This window comes from Kocuria himachalensis, from assembly GCF_054784195.1.
Genome location: NZ_BAAGPL010000003.1, coordinates 58,025 through 72,538 on the forward strand (window position 1 = coordinate 58,025; position 14,514 = coordinate 72,538).

Below are 14,514 nucleotides of genomic sequence, written 5' to 3' on the forward strand. Positions count from 1 at the left end.
GCCGCGCGGTGGGCGGCCCGTGGCACTCATGCTGGTGCGGGCGCCGCCGGCAGTCAACGCCTGCCCCGGCACCGGTGCCCGGGCGCCGGTCAGACGCTGATGTCCGGCCACAGGACGCGGAACGCCACCGCCCAGCCGGCGACCCAGGCAAAGGACAGGGTCAGCAGCGCCGCCCCGGCCACGGCGACCACCCCGGCGCGGCGCCTGACCGTGCCGGCCAGGTGCCACGCGGCGGGCACCACGCCGAGGACGCCCAGGAGCAGGACCGCCTGCCCGAGGCGGGTGAGGGGCGGCACCAGGGACAGGTCCGGCTGGACGCTCGCGGCGAACAGCACGAGTCCCGCCAGCACGGCCACCGGGGCCGCGTAGGCCAGCCGCCGCACGCGCCGGGAACGGACGCCGGTGTCCGGCGGGCCCCACCGCCGGCGCCGCCGCAGGCGGTTCACCGGCCAGGCGGCCAGCGTCACGACCAGGACCAGCAGCGCCGCCAGCAGCAGGAGGTGGGGCACGAACCATCCGTGCCAGGCGCTCACCCTGCCCTCGGTGCGGTAGGCGACCAGTGCGACGTCCCGGACACCGTCCTCGCCCGCCCGCGCCGCGAGGGTGGCCGTGCCCCCGATCTCCCGCCACAGCCACGGCTCGACCTCGCGCATCGTGGTGGGGGGAGCCCCGAGGGATCCGACGCGGATCGTCCCGTCCTGGCCGGCGGTCACCGTGGTGATCGCGAGCGACCCCACCAGCGCCGCGGCGCTCGACTCCGCCCGCCGTTCGCCGCGGTAGTGGCCGGCCACCGCGGCGGCCCGCTCCCCGGCGCCGGGCGGGAGCGCCGGTGCCGCCGGCTCGGGCGGGGCGACGTAGCGGCGGGCGAACTGCTCGACCAGCTGCTGCCGCAGCACCGCGGTGCTGAGCGCGCGCACCCCGTTGCCGTTGAGGGAGACGAACAGGCCCGTGTCCGCGTCGGGGAACAGGGCCAGCTCGCTGTGGAACAGGTTCGTGTCCCCGCCGTGGGAGAGCACCCGCTCCCCGAGGATCTCGTGGCCCCGGAAGCCCAGGGTCATCTGCTCCGCGGCGCCGAGCCCGTCGAGGGACGCGGGCGGCAGCGCCGGGGCGTGCATGGTCGCCAGCGCCTCGGGGCCCAGGACGCCGTCGGGGCCGTGTCCCAGGTGCAGGTTCAGGAACGCGGCCATGTCCTGCGCGGTGCTGCTCACGGACCCGGCGGGCGGGACGGAGATGTGCTCGAAGGACGCGGGCTCGGCCCCCGGCGCCGGGAAACCGTCGGCCATCCGGTCGGACAGCGCCGGCGGCAGCGGCTGCTCCGCGGTGCTGGAGGTCATGCCCAGCGGGCCGAGGACCTCCCTGCGCACGTACTCCTCGAACGGGACACCGGTGACCTGCTGGACGACGTAGCCGGCCAGCGCCAGGCCGTAGTTGGAGTACGCCGGGGTGGTGCCCGGTGCGAAGAGCTGCTGCGGCGGGTCCTCGGCCAGCTCGGTGCGCAGGTCGCGGACCTTCTCGGCGTCCGGAGTGATGAGGTGGTCCACGCGCTCCTCGAAACCGGCGGTGTGGCTCAGCAGGTGCCGCAGCGTCACCGTCCCGAGGGGCAGCTCGAGCGGGAAGTCGAGGTGCTCGCGGACGTCGGCGTCCAGGTCCAGCGTCCCGCGCTCCACCTGCTGCAGCACGGCGGTGGCGGTGAAGAGCTTGGACACCGAACCGAGCCGGAACAGGTGCTCCTCGGGGTCCACGGGGGTGGCCCCCGGCACGGACCGGGGACGGTCGGCCGCGCCGAAGCCGCGCAGCGTGACGATCTCGCCGCCGGAGACGACGGCCACCGTCGCCCCCGGGAGCCGTTCGGCGTCCAGGAGGGCCGGGACCAGGCCGTCGAGCCACGTGTCGACGTCCTCGGTGGTCAGCTCCCGCACGCCCTGACCGTCCCGGCCGCCGCGCTCCTGCGCGGCGGCCGGAGGCGGCCCCACCAGGTGCGCGAGCAGCAGCGCCGCGAGGACCAGCACGAGCACCGCCCCGGGGCTCCTCGGGGCGGCCACGGGGAACGACGACGGTGCCGGGAGCCGGTGCACGCGCATGGGGCCATCCTGCCCCTCCGCCGGCTCCCGTGTCCGAGTGTGACCGACGATCCCCGGCGTCCGCGGGGTCCGGCGCCCGGAGCGGGACCGGAGCCGGTCCGCCGGTCTAGCCTGGGGGCATGACCCGGTCCCGGACCCTGTCGCAGACCGCTCCCGTCCCCGCCGTGTGGCCGGCCGCCGGGGCGGTCGCTCTCGTGATGCCCAGGAGCCGGCCGTGACCCGGCGCCTGCCGCGCGGTGCCCGCCGGCACTGGGCGGAGCTGGAGCGACCGGGCCACCTGGTGCCGCCCCCGGTGGACACCGCGACGATCGCCGGCCTGCCCGAGCCCGCGCGCCGCTGGCTGGGGCGCGCCGTGCCGTCCGGCACCCCTGCGTGGGCCGTGGCGGAGCTGTCGATGCGCGGCGAGATCCGGCTCGGGGGCTCGTGGCGCGCCTTCTCCGCCCGGCAGATCATCGCCCCCGGGATCGGCTTCGTGTGGGCCGCCCGCACCCGGGTCCTCGGCCTGCCGGTCGCGGGCTACGACCGGTACGGCCCCGGCGGGGGCGAGCTGCGGTGGCGCCTGCTGGGCCTCGTGCCCGTGCTGTCCGCCGCGGGTCCGGACATCACCCGCAGCGCCGCCGGGCGGCTCGCCGGCGAGGGGATCACCGTCCCTCCGGCCTGCCTGGACGCCACGTGGTCCGAGGGACCCTCCCCGGACACCGCCGTCATGTCCTGGGTCCTCGACGGGGAGCGCGAGGACGCCCTGGTCCGGGTCGACCCGGAGGGCCGGCTCCAGGAGCTGAGCATGCTGCGGTGGGGCGATCCCGACGGCACCGGGTACGGCCGCCACCCCTTCGGGGTCGCGCTGTCCGAGGAGGCCGACGTCGCCGGCGTGCGCGTGGCCACCGTCCTGCGCGCCGGCTGGGCGTGGGGGACCGACCGGCAGGCCGAGGGCGAGTTCTTCCGGGCGCGGATCGAGGACGTCCGCTTCCGTTGAGCGACGCTCCGGGAGCGGCCGTCCCGGGACGGCCGCTCCCGGAGGGACCGGCTCGGGACGGCACGCCCGGACCGACCGGCACGCCCGGACCGACCGGCACGCCCGGACCGACCGGCACGCCCGGACCGACCGGCACGCCCGGACCGACCGGCCCGTCCGGAACGACCGGCCCGGGAGGGCGTCCGCTCAGCGGGCCGGGTCCCGGTCGCCGGGCCCGTCCCCGGGGCGGTCCTGCGGTCGCTCGTCCTGCCGGTCCTGCGGCCGGTCCTGCGCCGGGGAGGACCAGGGCGCCGGTGCCGTGGCGTGGGGCGGGGGCTCCACAGGTCCCTGGTCGAGCCGGAACGGCGGGTACTCGTCCCGCATGAGCAGCACGTAGACGAGGACCCGGTTGACCCAGCGGTTGACGCCCATGACCAGCGCGAACAGCTCGGGGCGGTACCGGCCGGTGAAGAGCAGCATCACGGCGGCCACGAGCACGAGCAGCCCGAGCAGGGACGGACCCCAGCTGGTGACCGTCGTCCCGTCGTCGCCGCTGCGGGTGGTGCTCCACGAGCCGCCGCCGGTGAGCACCCCGAGGATCAGCAGGTGCGGGATCGCCAGGAGCCACCACTTCACGAGCACGAGACCCCGGGAGAGCCGCTCCGGGCGGGCCACCTCCAGCTGCGCCGGATGGTCCGCGCGCGCCAGGCTGAAGGGTGGGTACCGGTCGGTGCCCAGGGCCGAGTACGAGTAGAACCCCACCCGCCAGCTCCACCGCAGGACCCCCACGCAGAAGGAGAACCACGAGGGCGGGTACCGGCCCGTGAACAGGATGGCGAACCCGGCGGCGACCGTGGTGACCACGAGGGCGAACCACAGCACGGCCAGCACGATCAGGTGCGGGATCACCAGCAGCCACTTCACCAGCCACAGCCACCGGGAGAGCCCGGTGTCGAAGAAGCCCACCAGGCGCACGGGGGACACCGGCTGCGGGGTCCGGTCCCGCCCCGGGGACCCGGCGAGCGCCGCGCCCGGGCCCGTGCCGCGCGGCGGGGTGCGCGGGTCGATGTCCCGGCCGAGTCCGGCGGCGCCCAGCAGCAGCAGCGGGACGCCCACGACCAGGCCGGCCAGCCCGCCGACCAGCTGCCCGCCGGCCAGGGGGCCCAGGAGGTCGGAGCGCGCCCCGAGCTGCAGGTCGGCCCAGACCGGCCGGGTGGCGTCGGCGTTCATCACCACGAGCGTCCAGCTGCCCGAGCGCAGGTCCAGGGTCAGCTCCCGGGTGCCGGGGCCCTGGTCGGAGTCGGCCCAGAAGGTCTGGTTCCCGGGCCGGTCGGGCGTCCGCTCACCGGGCACGCGGGACCGGGTGTCGTCCCCGGACTCCGTGGCGCTGCCCAGCTCGGCGTGGGCCACGCCGTCGAGGTACCGGTCGACGTCGGCGGTCTCGGCCACGCCCACGAAGATGTCCTGCTGCGGGTCCGCCGCCGTCACGCGCACCTGCACCCGGCCGAGCTGGTCGAGGAAGGGCACGGGGGAGAGCTGGTCGTCGCCGATGTCGAGCACGGCGGGCGGGCCGACCAGGGCGTACGTGATGGTCTGGTGCCGGTCCGGGGAGGTGGTGAGGAAGCGCCCGTCCTGCTGGGCCGCGGCGGCGCCGGCGAGGACGAGACCGCTGACGAGCGCGGCCAGTCCCAGGGAGGTCAGGAGGGCGCCCAGGACCAGCAGCACCCACTGCCCGGGTCTGGTGCGGCGGGGCGCGCCCTGCGGGTCGGACGGGCGGGGCGGGTGGGAGACGGGGTGCTCGTTCACGGGAGCTCCTGAGGAGTCGGACGGTGGCCGGCGCCCGGTGCGGGGCGTCCGGGGATCAGAGGACGGCGGCGAGGTCGCGGCCCCACCGGCGGGCACGCTCCTCCTCGCCGGGGACCAGGTCGTTGCCCGTGGTCACGAGGAAGCTCTCGGGCGCCGCGACGAGCTCGTAGCGGGGCTCCTCGAGGGCGCGGGCGATCTTCTGCGAGGCGCGACCGGTGAGCATCGCCGGCCCCTTGATCCGGGTGTCGAAGGCGGTCGCCCGTCCGCCCTCCGCGTCCAGGGCCGCCAGCCACTCGCGGACGCCGGGGCCGGTCGCGGAGCCGTCCACGTCCAGGTGGTGGCGGGAGGCGTCCCGCACGGCCTGCTCCCGGGAGTCCTCCCGGCTCAGTCCGTGGCCGTGGGTGGGGGCGCCGACCACCAGCACGTCGCCGGGCCCCGGCGGCTGCCGCTGCGCCTCGGCGGTCGAGCGCACCTCCGCGGGGACCCCGGCCTCCGTGAGACCGCGTCCGATCGCCTCGGCGATCCGGTGGGTGTTGCCGTACACGGACTCGTAGACCGCCAGGACGGTCATGGCGGGTCTCCTCTCTGCGGTCTTCTGCGGGTGGTCCCTGCGGTGCGCCTCCCGGCCCCGGGGTCCCCCCTCGAGGGTTCGTCCCCGGGGCCTCGGTCGTGCAGTCCCTCCTGCGCTGTCCCGGCCGGACCGTGCCCGGGTCCACGGCTCACACGCGCAGGACGGCGGCTCCCGTGATCCGGTCGGCGGCCAGGTCGGCGAGGGCCCGGTCCGCCGCGCGCAGGGGATAGGGGACGGTGGTGGGGCGCAGCGCGAGCCGGGCGGCCAGCCGCAGGAACTCCTCGCCGTCCTGCCTCGTGCTGGCGGTCACGCTGCGCAGCTGCCGCTCCTGGAAGAGCTCCGCGGCGTAGTCCAGGGCGGGGACGTCGCTGAGGTGGATCCCCGCGACGGCCAGGGTGCCGCCCCGGTCCAGGGCGCGCAGCGCCGGGGGGACGAGGGTGCCCACGGGGGCGAAAAGGATCGCCGCGTCCAGGGGCACCGGGGGACGCTCGTCGGCCTCGCCCACGAACGCGGCGCCCAGGTCGCGGGCCAGTTCGCGCGCCGCCTCCGAGCGGGTCATGACGTGGACCTCCGCGCCCTGGTGCAGGGCCACCTGGGCGGCGAGGTGGGCGGACGCGCCGAAGCCGTAGATGCCCAGCCGGCCCCCGGGCGGCAGCCGGGCCCGCCGCAGCGCCCGGTAGCCGATGATCCCGGCGCACAGCAGCGGGGCCGCGTGCTCGTCGTCGAACTCCTCGGGCAGGCGGTAGGCGAAGGCCTCGGGGGCCAGGGTGAGCTCCGCATAGCCGCCGTCCTGGTCCCACCCGGTGAAGCGCGGGTCCGTGCAGAGGTTCTCCCGGCCGCGGCGGCAGAACCGGCAGCGGCCGCAGGTGTGCCGCAGCCACGCGTCGCCCACGCGCTCGCCCGTCCGGAACCGGGCGCAGCCGGGGCCCCGGCGCACCACCTCGCCGACGATCTCGTGGCCCGGGATCACGCCCGCCCGGTGCAGGGGCAGATCGCCCTCCACGAGGTGCAGGTCGGTGCGGCACACTCCGCAGGCCCGCACCCGGAGGAGCAGCTCCCCGGCCCCCGGCACGGGGTCGGGGCACTGCCCGAACCGCATCGGCCCGCCGGCGGCGGGACCGGGCTCATCGATCCACCACGCGCGCATGCTGTCCTCGTCGATCCCCCGGGAGGGCTCCGGCCGCGGCCGTGACTCCTGTCCTTGCTCCGAGTCTAGGAACGGATCGCGGGCCCCGGCAGGAAACGAGGAATGTTAACGCTCGGCCCGGTCCTCGGGGGCCGTGCGGGCCCGGGCCCCGGATCTCGGCGGGAGGTGTTCCCAACCGGGGCGCGGGGGACGACCATGGGGGACGAAGGACCGCGCGGGTGCGGCCCGCGTCGCAGGCACCCGGGCGGAAGCCGTCCCGGCGCGACGAGAGGACTCAGGCATGACCGAGCGCATCGACCGATGGCCCGCGGGAGCCCCGTGCTGGGCGGACATCATGGTCTCGGACCTGGACCGTTCCATGGACTTCTACGCCACCGTGCTCGGGTGGCGGTTCACGCCCTCGGACCCGGCCTACGGCGGCTACTGCAACGCCCTGGTGGACGGGGAGCCGGTGGCGGGGATGTCGCCGGCGCTGCCCGAGATGGAGGACGACCCGCACGCGTGGGCGGTGTACCTCGCGTCCGACGACATCGTCGCCACGGGCAGGGCCGCCGTGGCGGCCGGCGCCCGGCAGCTGTTCGAGCCGATGGTCGTGGGCAGCTTCGGCACCATGGGCGTGTGGATCGATCCCACCGGAGCGGCCTTCGGGGTGTGGCAGCCGCAGGAGCACACCGGGTTCAGCATCATGGGCAAGCACGGGGCCGTGGCCTGGTGCGATCTCCTGACCACCGACCAGGCGGGCGCGGAGCGGTTCTACGCCGAGGTCTTCGGCTACACGTACCAGGACATCGGCACACGGCACGAGGCGTACGCCGTGTTCACGGTCCCGGGCATGGACCGTTCGGCCGGCGGGATCGGCGTGCCCGCCGAGGACATCGACCACCTGCAGGAGGCGCCGCCGCTGTGGTGGGTCTGCTTCGAGGTCGACGACGCCGACACCGCCGCCGAGCGGGTCGTCGCCGCAGGGGGCGCGCTGATCCAGGAGCCGGAGGAGTTCGGCTACGGGGAACTGGTGTTCGCCGCCGGCCCGGACGGCGAGCGCTTCGCCATGATGGGCCCCTCCTCGGAGGACTGGACGGAGGAGGACGACGAGGACCCCGACGAGGACGGCGGCCGGCCGTGAGCGCGGACCCCGGCCGGTGAGGCACGGGGAGTCCGAGCCGGGCGGTCCGGCCTCAGGGCGGACGGCTCAGGACGGGAGGCTCAGAACATGCCCACGACGGCGCCGACGAACCACAGCACCACGAACAGCGCCACGAGGCCGATGATGACGGCGAGTGCGATCTTCCCCTTCGCCGAGTCGCCGGGCCGGTCGACGTCGAGCTCGTGGTTGGTGGGGCCCACGCCCGAGCCGGCGTCGGGCGGGGTGTCCCCCTCGTAGCTCAGGCCGGACTCCTCGTTCAAGGCGTCGCCGGCCTTCTTCGGGTCGTTGCGTGCCTGCTCGGGATCGATCTCGGCCACGGGGTCCTGCTTTCTCCGGTCGGACGTGCTGGGACGGTGCTCCCATCAGAATAGCAAGCTTGCTGGTGAAATGGGCGGGACCGCCGGCCCACCCGGCTGTGCGCGAACGGAAACATGCCCGCCACGCGGACGTGAGAAAAATTGAGTGCAACTCGTGGTATCACTTGTACCGTGTGGTACCCGTCACACGCCTGTCGGCAGGCGGGGGACCCGCGCCCCTGCTCCGTCACCCGGAGCCGGTCCTGCCGCTCGCCCCTCGAGGAGTCCGTTCATGCCCACGCCATCCCGTCCGGGGCGCGCCCGCCGCCCTCTCGCCGTCACCTCCCTGGCCGCCGTGGCCGCCCTCGTCCTCACCGGCTGCCTCTCCTCGGACCGCGAGGAGGGCGGCTCCGACGCCACCCAGGCCGCGGGGGGCGGCGACGTCGACGGCACGTTCGTCTTCGCGGCGTCGTCCGACCCCAAGACCCTCGACCCGGCGTTCGCGCAGGACGGCGAGTCCTTCCGCGTCTCCCGCCAGATCTTCGAGGGTCTCGTGGGCGTGCAGGAGGGCTCGGCGGACCCCGAGCCCCTGCTGGCCGAGTCGTGGGAGCAGTCCGAGGACGGCCGGACCTACACGTTCCAGCTCAAGGACGGCGTCACCTTCCACGACGGCACGGCGTTCGACGCCGAGGCCGTCTGCGCGAACTTCGAGCGCTGGTACAACTTCGAGGGCCTCCTGCAGTCCGAGAACATGGCCTACTACTACGGCTCGCTGTTCAAGGGCTTCGCGGACGCCCCCGAGGAGGCCATCTACTCCGGCTGCGAGGCCACGGGCGACCGGGAGGCCGAGGTCACCCTGAACAAGCCGTTCGCCGGGTTCATCGCCGCCCTGTCCCTGCCGGCGTTCGCCATGCAGTCCCCCACGGCCCTCGAGGAGTACGGCGCGGACACCGCCGGCGGCACGGAGGAGTCCCCGGAGCTCTCCGAGTACGCCCAGGGCCACCCGGTGGGCACCGGGCCGTTCCGGTTCGACTCCTGGGACGTGGGCAACCAGGTGGTCCTGTCCGCCCACGACGACTACTGGGGCGAGCAGGGCCAGGTCACCGACGTGATCTTCCGGATCATCGACGACCCCCAGGCCCGCCGCCAGGCCCTCGAGTCCGGCAGCGTGGACGGCTACGACCTCGTGGCCCCGGCCGACACCCAGGCCCTGACGGACGCGGGCTACAACGTGGTCACCCGCGACCCGTTCACCATCCTGTACCTCGGCTTCAACCAGGCGCAGGAGGAGCTCGCGGACGTCGACGTCCGCCGCGCCATCGCGCACGCCATCGACAAGGACGCCCTGGTCTCCCAGACGCTGCCCGAGGGCACCACGGTGGCCACCCAGTTCATCCCGGAGTCCGTCAACGGCTACAACCAGGACGTCACCCAGTACGAGTACGACCCCGAGCGGGCCCGCGAGCTGCTCGCGGAGGCCGGCTACGCCGACGGCCTGGAGCTGGACTTCAGCTACCCGACCGGCGTCTCCCGTCCCTACATGCCGAACCCCGAGCAGACCTTCACCACGCTCACCGCGCAGCTGGAGGAGGTGGGCATCACCGTGAACCCGCAGCCGGACAAGTGGTCACCGGACTACCTGGACCGCATCAACGGCACCCCGGACCACGACCTGCACCTGCTCGGCTGGACCGGCGACTACAACGACACCGACAACTTCGTGGGCGTGTTCTTCGGGCGGGAGAAGCCCGAGTTCGGCTTCGAGGACCCCGAACTGTTCCGGGCGCTGGCCGAGGCCCGCGAGCTGACCAGCGTCGAGGAGCAGACGCCGATCTACGAGGACATCAACGAGCAGATCATGCAGCAGCTGCCGGCGGTGCCCCTGGCCAACCCGGCGCCGTCGCTGGCCTTCGACTCCCGGGTGGAGTCCTACCCGGTGAGCCCGGTCAACGACGAGGTCTTCAACAAGATCCAGCTCAGCGAGTGAGCCCGGGCCCGGGGCGGCGCACTGCGCGCCGCCCCGGGCCGCCCCCGCCGTCCTCCCGGCGGTCCTCCCCAGCCCCTCTCCGTCCGGAAGGACCGGAATGCTCCGCGTCATCGGCAAGCGGCTCGCCCTGCTCGTCCCCACCCTCTTCGGCCTGTCGGTCCTGCTGTTCGCGTGGGTCCGCGCCCTCCCCGGCGGCCCGGCCACCGCGCTGCTGGGGGACAAGGCCACCCCCGAGGCCGTGGCCCGCATCAACGAGGTCTACGGCTTCGACCGCCCCCTGCTCGAGCAGTACGTCGTCTACATGAGCCAGCTCCTCCGGGGGGACTTCGGCGCGTCCATCGTGACCGGCCGGCCCGTCGTCGAGGAGTTCCTCACCCGCTTCCCCGCGACCCTCGAGCTCGGGCTCGTGGCGCTGGTCTTCGCCGTGGGCATGGGGGTCCCGCTCGGCTACGTCGCCGCCCGCCACCGCGGCAGGCTCCTCGACCACTCCTCGGTGGTGCTGTCCCTGCTGGGCGTCACCGTCCCCGTGTTCTTCCTGGCGTTCATCCTCAAGTGGCTGCTCGCGATCCAGGTCCCGCTCTTCCCGGCGGACGGACGGCAGGACCCGCGCATCGACGCGACCCACCACACCAACTTCTTCGTCCTCGACGGCGTCCTCACGGGCGAGTGGGACGCGGCGTGGGACGCGTTCCTGCACCTGATCCTGCCGGGCGTGGCCCTGGGCACCATCCCGCTGGCGATCATCGTGCGCATCACCCGCGCCTCGGTGCTGGAGGTGCAGAGCGCGGACTACGTGCGCACCGCCCGCGCCAAGGGCCTGACCCGCGGCCTGATCCGCGGCCGCTACATCCTGCGCAACGCCATGCTCCCCGTGGTCACCACCATCGGCCTGCAGACCGGCCTGCTGATCTCCGGGGCCGTGCTCACCGAGACCGTCTTCGCGTTCAACGGCATCGGCCGGTTCCTGCGGGACGCGATCTTCACCCTCGACTACCCCGTGCTGCAGGGCTTCATCATCTTCATCGCCCTGGCCTACTCCCTGATCAACCTGCTGGTGGACATCTCCTACAGCCTCATCGACCCCCGGGTGCGTGTCCAATGAGCGCCACACTTCCTCCCGCACCCTCCGGCCCCTCGCACACCGAGGGCCCCGAGGCCGTCACGACCACGCCGGGCACCACCGCGGCGGTCGGCACGAGCCTGTGGAAGGACGCCTTCCGCCGGCTGCGCCGCAACCCCGCGGCCGTCGCCGGGGCCGTGATCATCGGCGTCTTCCTGCTCGTGGCCCTCCTGGCCCCGTGGCTCGCCCCGTTCGGCGGCGAGGAGCTGCCCGGGCGCACCGAGATCACCCCCACCACCATCCCCGGTCCCGGCGACGTCGCGGGCCACCCGCTGGGCCTGGACCGCTTCGGCGGGGACCTGCTGTCCAAGCTGATCTGGGGCGCCCGCGCCTCCCTGGTCATCGGCGTGGTCTCCACCGCCCTGGGCCTGATGGGCGGCATGGTCCTCGGCCTGCTGGCCGGCGGACTCGGCGGCTGGGTGGACAGCGTCATCATGCGCTTCGTGGACATCCTGCTCTCCGTGCCCAACCTGCTGCTGGCGGTGTCCATCGCCGCGATCATGGGGCAGAGCCAGTGGGCGGTGATGATCGCGATCGGCGCCTCCCAGGTGCCCATCTTCGCCCGCCTGCTGCGCTCCTCGATGCTGTCCCAGAAGGGCGCGGACTACATCCTCGCCGCGCAGACCCTGGGCCTGTCCCGCCGCACCATCACCATGAGCCACCTCCTGCCCAACAGCACCGGGCCGGTCATCGTCCAGGGCACCCTGACCCTGGCCACCGCGGTGATCGACGCGGCGGCCCTGTCCTTCCTGGGCCTGGGCGGCGGCGTGCCGCAGACCGCCGAGTGGGGCCGCATGCTCACCTACGCCCAGGCCGAGCTGTCGATCGCCCCGCAGCTGGCGTTCCTGCCCGGCCTGTGCATCGCCGTCACCGCCCTGGGCTTCACCCTGCTGGGGGAGTCCCTGCGCGAGTCCCTCGACCCCAAGTCACGAACCGCGTGAGGTGCACCGACCGATGAGACCGGAGAACACCGCCCCTGGGGCCGACGCCGCCCCGCTGCTCGAGGTCGAGGACCTCGCCGTGGCCTTCACCACGATGGACGGCCCGGTCCAGGCCGTGCACGAGGCGTCCCTGACCCTGCGCGAGGGCCGGACCCTCGCCATCGTGGGGGAGTCCGGTTCGGGCAAGTCCACCACCGCCATGTCCGTGATCGGGCTGCTGCCCGGCAACGGCCGGGTCACCCGCGGCTCCGTCCGCTTCGCGGGCCAGGAGCTCGTGGGCCTGGACGAGCCCCGGATGCGGCGGATCCGCGGCCGGCAGATCGGCCTGGTCCCGCAGGACCCCATGTCCAACCTCAACCCCGTGACCACGGTCGGCCGCCAGGTGGCCGAGACACTGCTCGTGCACGGCCTGGCCACCCGCCAGGACGTCGACGAGAAGGTGGTGGCGGCGCTCGCGGCCGCGGGACTGCCCGAGCCCGAGCGGCGCGCCCGGCAGTACCCGCACGAGTTCTCCGGGGGCATGCGCCAGCGCGCGCTCATCGCGATCGGGCTCTCCTGCCGGCCGCGGCTGCTCATCGCCGACGAGCCGACGTCCGCCCTCGACGTCACCGTGCAGCGCACCATCCTGGACCAGATCGAGCGGATGACCGAGGAGATCGGCACGTCCGTGCTGCTCATCACCCACGACCTGGGCCTGGCCGCCGAGCGCGCCCAGGACATCGTGGTGATGCACCGCGGGCGGATCGTCGAGGCCGGCCCGTCCGCGCAGGTGCTCGAGGACCCGCAGGACGAGTACACCCGCCGCCTCGTGCAGGCGGCGCCCTCGGTGGCCGCGGCCCGCGTGGGGCGGCGGGCCGCCCCCTCGCCGGGCTCGACGGCAGCGGGCCCGGCAGGAGCGGGCCCGGCTGGAACAGGCTCGACGGCGGCCGGTCCGGCGGGAGCGTCCCCGACGGCGGGAGTCGCCGCGGCGCCCGTCCGCCGGGAGGCGGACGTCGCTCCCGTCCGGGAGCCGCTCGTGGTGATCGAGGACCTCACCAAGGTCTTCAAGGGCCGGCTGGGCCAGGCGGACTTCACCGCGGTCCAGGACGTCTCCCTCACGGTGCCGCGGGGGAAGACCGTGGCGATCGTGGGCGAGTCCGGGTCGGGGAAGACGACGACGGCGCGGATGCTGCTGAAGCTCTACGAGCCCACCTCCGGGTCGATCCGCTTCGACGGCCAGGACGTGACGGGACTCCGGGGCAAACAGCTGGCCGCGTTCCGGCAGCGCGTCCAGCCGATCTTCCAGGACCCGTACTCGTCCCTCAACCCGATGTTCACCATCGGCCGGATCGTCGAGGAGCCGCTGTCCACCTACGGCCGCGGCACCCGCGCGGAGCGCCAGGACCGGGTGAAGTGGCTGCTCGAGGAGGTCGCCCTGCCGCCCTCGATGATCAGCCGCTACCCCAACGAGCTCTCCGGCGGCCAGCGCCAGCGCGTGGCGATCGCCCGGGCGCTCGCCCTGCAGCCGGAGCTCATCGTGTGCGACGAGCCGGTGTCCGCGCTGGACGTGCTCGTGCAGAAGCAGATCCTGGACCTGCTGGGGCGGCTGCAGGACGAGTTCGGGCTGTCCTACCTGTTCATCTCCCACGACCTCGCGGTGGTCCGGCTGATCTCGGACGAGGTGTGCGTGATGAAGGACGGCCGGCTGGTGGAGGCCGCCGCGAGCGAGGAGATCTTCACCGACCCCCAGCACCCGTACACCCGGCAGCTGCTGGCCTCGATCCCCGGCAACGAGCTGCGCGTCGGGGCCTGAGGCCGGGCACGCGGCCGGCACGGCGGCTCAGCGGCCCCAGCTGCGGCGCAGGGCCGCCACCAGCACCGCGAAGTCCTCGGCCATGTCCGGGTGGCCGGGATCGGCGAGCCACTGGATCTGCAGGCCGTCCATCGCGGCGATGACACCGCGGACGATCGACTCGACCGGCGCGTCCCCGGCCAGCCGGCCGTCGTCGGCGGCCTCCGCCAGTGCCGCACGCAGCTGCTCCGCGGTGGTGCGGTGGTGGTGGCGCAGCCAGGCGTTGGCGGGGTGCTCGGGGGACACGGCCTCGGCGGCCACGGTGGTGAACAGGCGCACGATGCCGGGCTGGGTCTGGTTGTGCCGGACGAGGTCCACGAGGCTGTCGAGGAACGCCCAGCCGCGCGGCCGCCCGGCACCCGGGGGCTGGACCTGGGCGATGTCGATCTCGTCGCGCCGGTCCAGCACGGCCTGCAGCAGGAGGTCCTTGGTGGGGAAGTAGTGGGTGAGCCCCGTCTGACTCATCCCGCACGCCCGGGCCACCTCGCTCATCGAGGTGGCCCGGTAGCCCTCCGCCGAGAAGACCTCCGCGGCCGTCGCCAGGATGTCCTCCCGCCGTGCGGTGCTGTCGGCGCCCCGGGGGCGTCCCGGGCCGCGGCGGGGCCGCGGGGACGTGGTCTCAGGGGCCATGGGGA

Annotated in this window: 12 protein-coding genes; 6 read left to right on the top strand and 6 right to left on the bottom strand. The window is 74.5% G+C overall.

All coding sequences use genetic code 11. The features are described 5' to 3' along the window. Window positions 1-89: 89 nt before the first annotated feature. Window positions 90-2,081 (bottom strand): serine hydrolase domain-containing protein, encoded by a 1,992-nt coding sequence (locus tag ACYVM4_RS02045; RefSeq protein ID WP_460667496.1) that lies wholly within the window; start codon window positions 2,079-2,081, stop codon window positions 90-92. A gap of 214 nt (window positions 2,082-2,295) precedes the next feature. Here ACYVM4_RS02045 and ACYVM4_RS02050 point away from each other — a divergent pair, with 214 nt between their 5' ends. Beyond that, window positions 2,296-3,057 (top strand): DUF6544 family protein, encoded by a 762-nt coding sequence (locus tag ACYVM4_RS02050; RefSeq protein WP_460667497.1) that lies wholly within the window; start codon window positions 2,296-2,298, stop codon window positions 3,055-3,057. A gap of 186 nt (window positions 3,058-3,243) precedes the next feature. On the opposite strand, the gene ACYVM4_RS02055 is transcribed toward ACYVM4_RS02050, so the two are convergent. The 3 genes from ACYVM4_RS02055 to ACYVM4_RS02065 form a co-directional block, all read right to left on the bottom strand. Continuing rightward, on the bottom strand, window positions 3,244-4,842 hold the full coding sequence (locus ACYVM4_RS02055) for a DUF4389 domain-containing protein (RefSeq protein WP_460667498.1): 1,599 nt from the start codon (window positions 4,840-4,842) through the stop codon (window positions 3,244-3,246). Window positions 4,843-4,897: 55 nt separating this feature from the next. Continuing rightward, on the bottom strand, window positions 4,898-5,413 hold the full coding sequence (locus tag ACYVM4_RS02060) for a flavodoxin family protein (RefSeq protein ID WP_460667499.1): 516 nt from the start codon (window positions 5,411-5,413) through the stop codon (window positions 4,898-4,900). 148 nt (window positions 5,414-5,561) lie between these two features. Next, window positions 5,562-6,560 (bottom strand): zinc-binding alcohol dehydrogenase family protein, encoded by a 999-nt coding sequence (locus ACYVM4_RS02065; protein WP_460667500.1) that lies wholly within the window; start codon window positions 6,558-6,560, stop codon window positions 5,562-5,564. 280 nt (window positions 6,561-6,840) lie between these two features. Between ACYVM4_RS02065 and ACYVM4_RS02070 the strand changes: the two genes are divergently transcribed. Beyond that, a complete protein-coding gene (locus ACYVM4_RS02070) occupies window positions 6,841-7,683 on the top strand; it encodes a VOC family protein (protein WP_460667501.1) in 843 nt (280 codons plus the stop codon). Between the two features lie 80 nt (window positions 7,684-7,763). Here ACYVM4_RS02070 and ACYVM4_RS02075 read toward each other — a convergent pair whose 3' ends face one another. Then, on the bottom strand, window positions 7,764-8,021 hold the full coding sequence (locus ACYVM4_RS02075) for a DUF6480 family protein (protein WP_368823079.1): 258 nt from the start codon (window positions 8,019-8,021) through the stop codon (window positions 7,764-7,766). 271 nt (window positions 8,022-8,292) lie between these two features. Between ACYVM4_RS02075 and ACYVM4_RS02080 the strand changes: the two genes are divergently transcribed. The 4 genes from ACYVM4_RS02080 to ACYVM4_RS02095 all read left to right on the top strand — a co-directional run bounded on the left by ACYVM4_RS02080 (window position 8,293) and on the right by ACYVM4_RS02095 (window position 13,840). After that, window positions 8,293-9,987, top strand: coding sequence for an ABC transporter substrate-binding protein (locus ACYVM4_RS02080; protein WP_460667502.1), 1,695 nt, complete (start codon window positions 8,293-8,295; stop codon window positions 9,985-9,987). Window positions 9,988-10,084: 97 nt separating this feature from the next. Further along, window positions 10,085-11,089, top strand: a complete 1,005-nt coding sequence (locus ACYVM4_RS02085) for an ABC transporter permease (protein ID WP_460667503.1) — start codon at window positions 10,085-10,087, stop codon at window positions 11,087-11,089. After that, window positions 11,086-12,048 (top strand): ABC transporter permease, encoded by a 963-nt coding sequence (locus ACYVM4_RS02090; RefSeq protein WP_460667504.1) that lies wholly within the window; start codon window positions 11,086-11,088, stop codon window positions 12,046-12,048. Before ACYVM4_RS02085 ends, ACYVM4_RS02090 begins: the two co-directional genes overlap by 4 nt. Window positions 12,049-12,061: 13 nt before the next feature. Further along, window positions 12,062-13,840: an ABC transporter ATP-binding protein gene (locus tag ACYVM4_RS02095; protein WP_460667505.1), complete on the top strand. Its 1,779-nt coding sequence runs from the start codon at window positions 12,062-12,064 to the stop codon at window positions 13,838-13,840. Window positions 13,841-13,867: 27 nt separating this feature from the next. Here ACYVM4_RS02095 and ACYVM4_RS02100 read toward each other — a convergent pair. Continuing rightward, window positions 13,868-14,514 (bottom strand): TetR/AcrR family transcriptional regulator (locus ACYVM4_RS02100; RefSeq protein WP_460667506.1); only part of this gene is annotated, 647 nt, incomplete at its 5' end.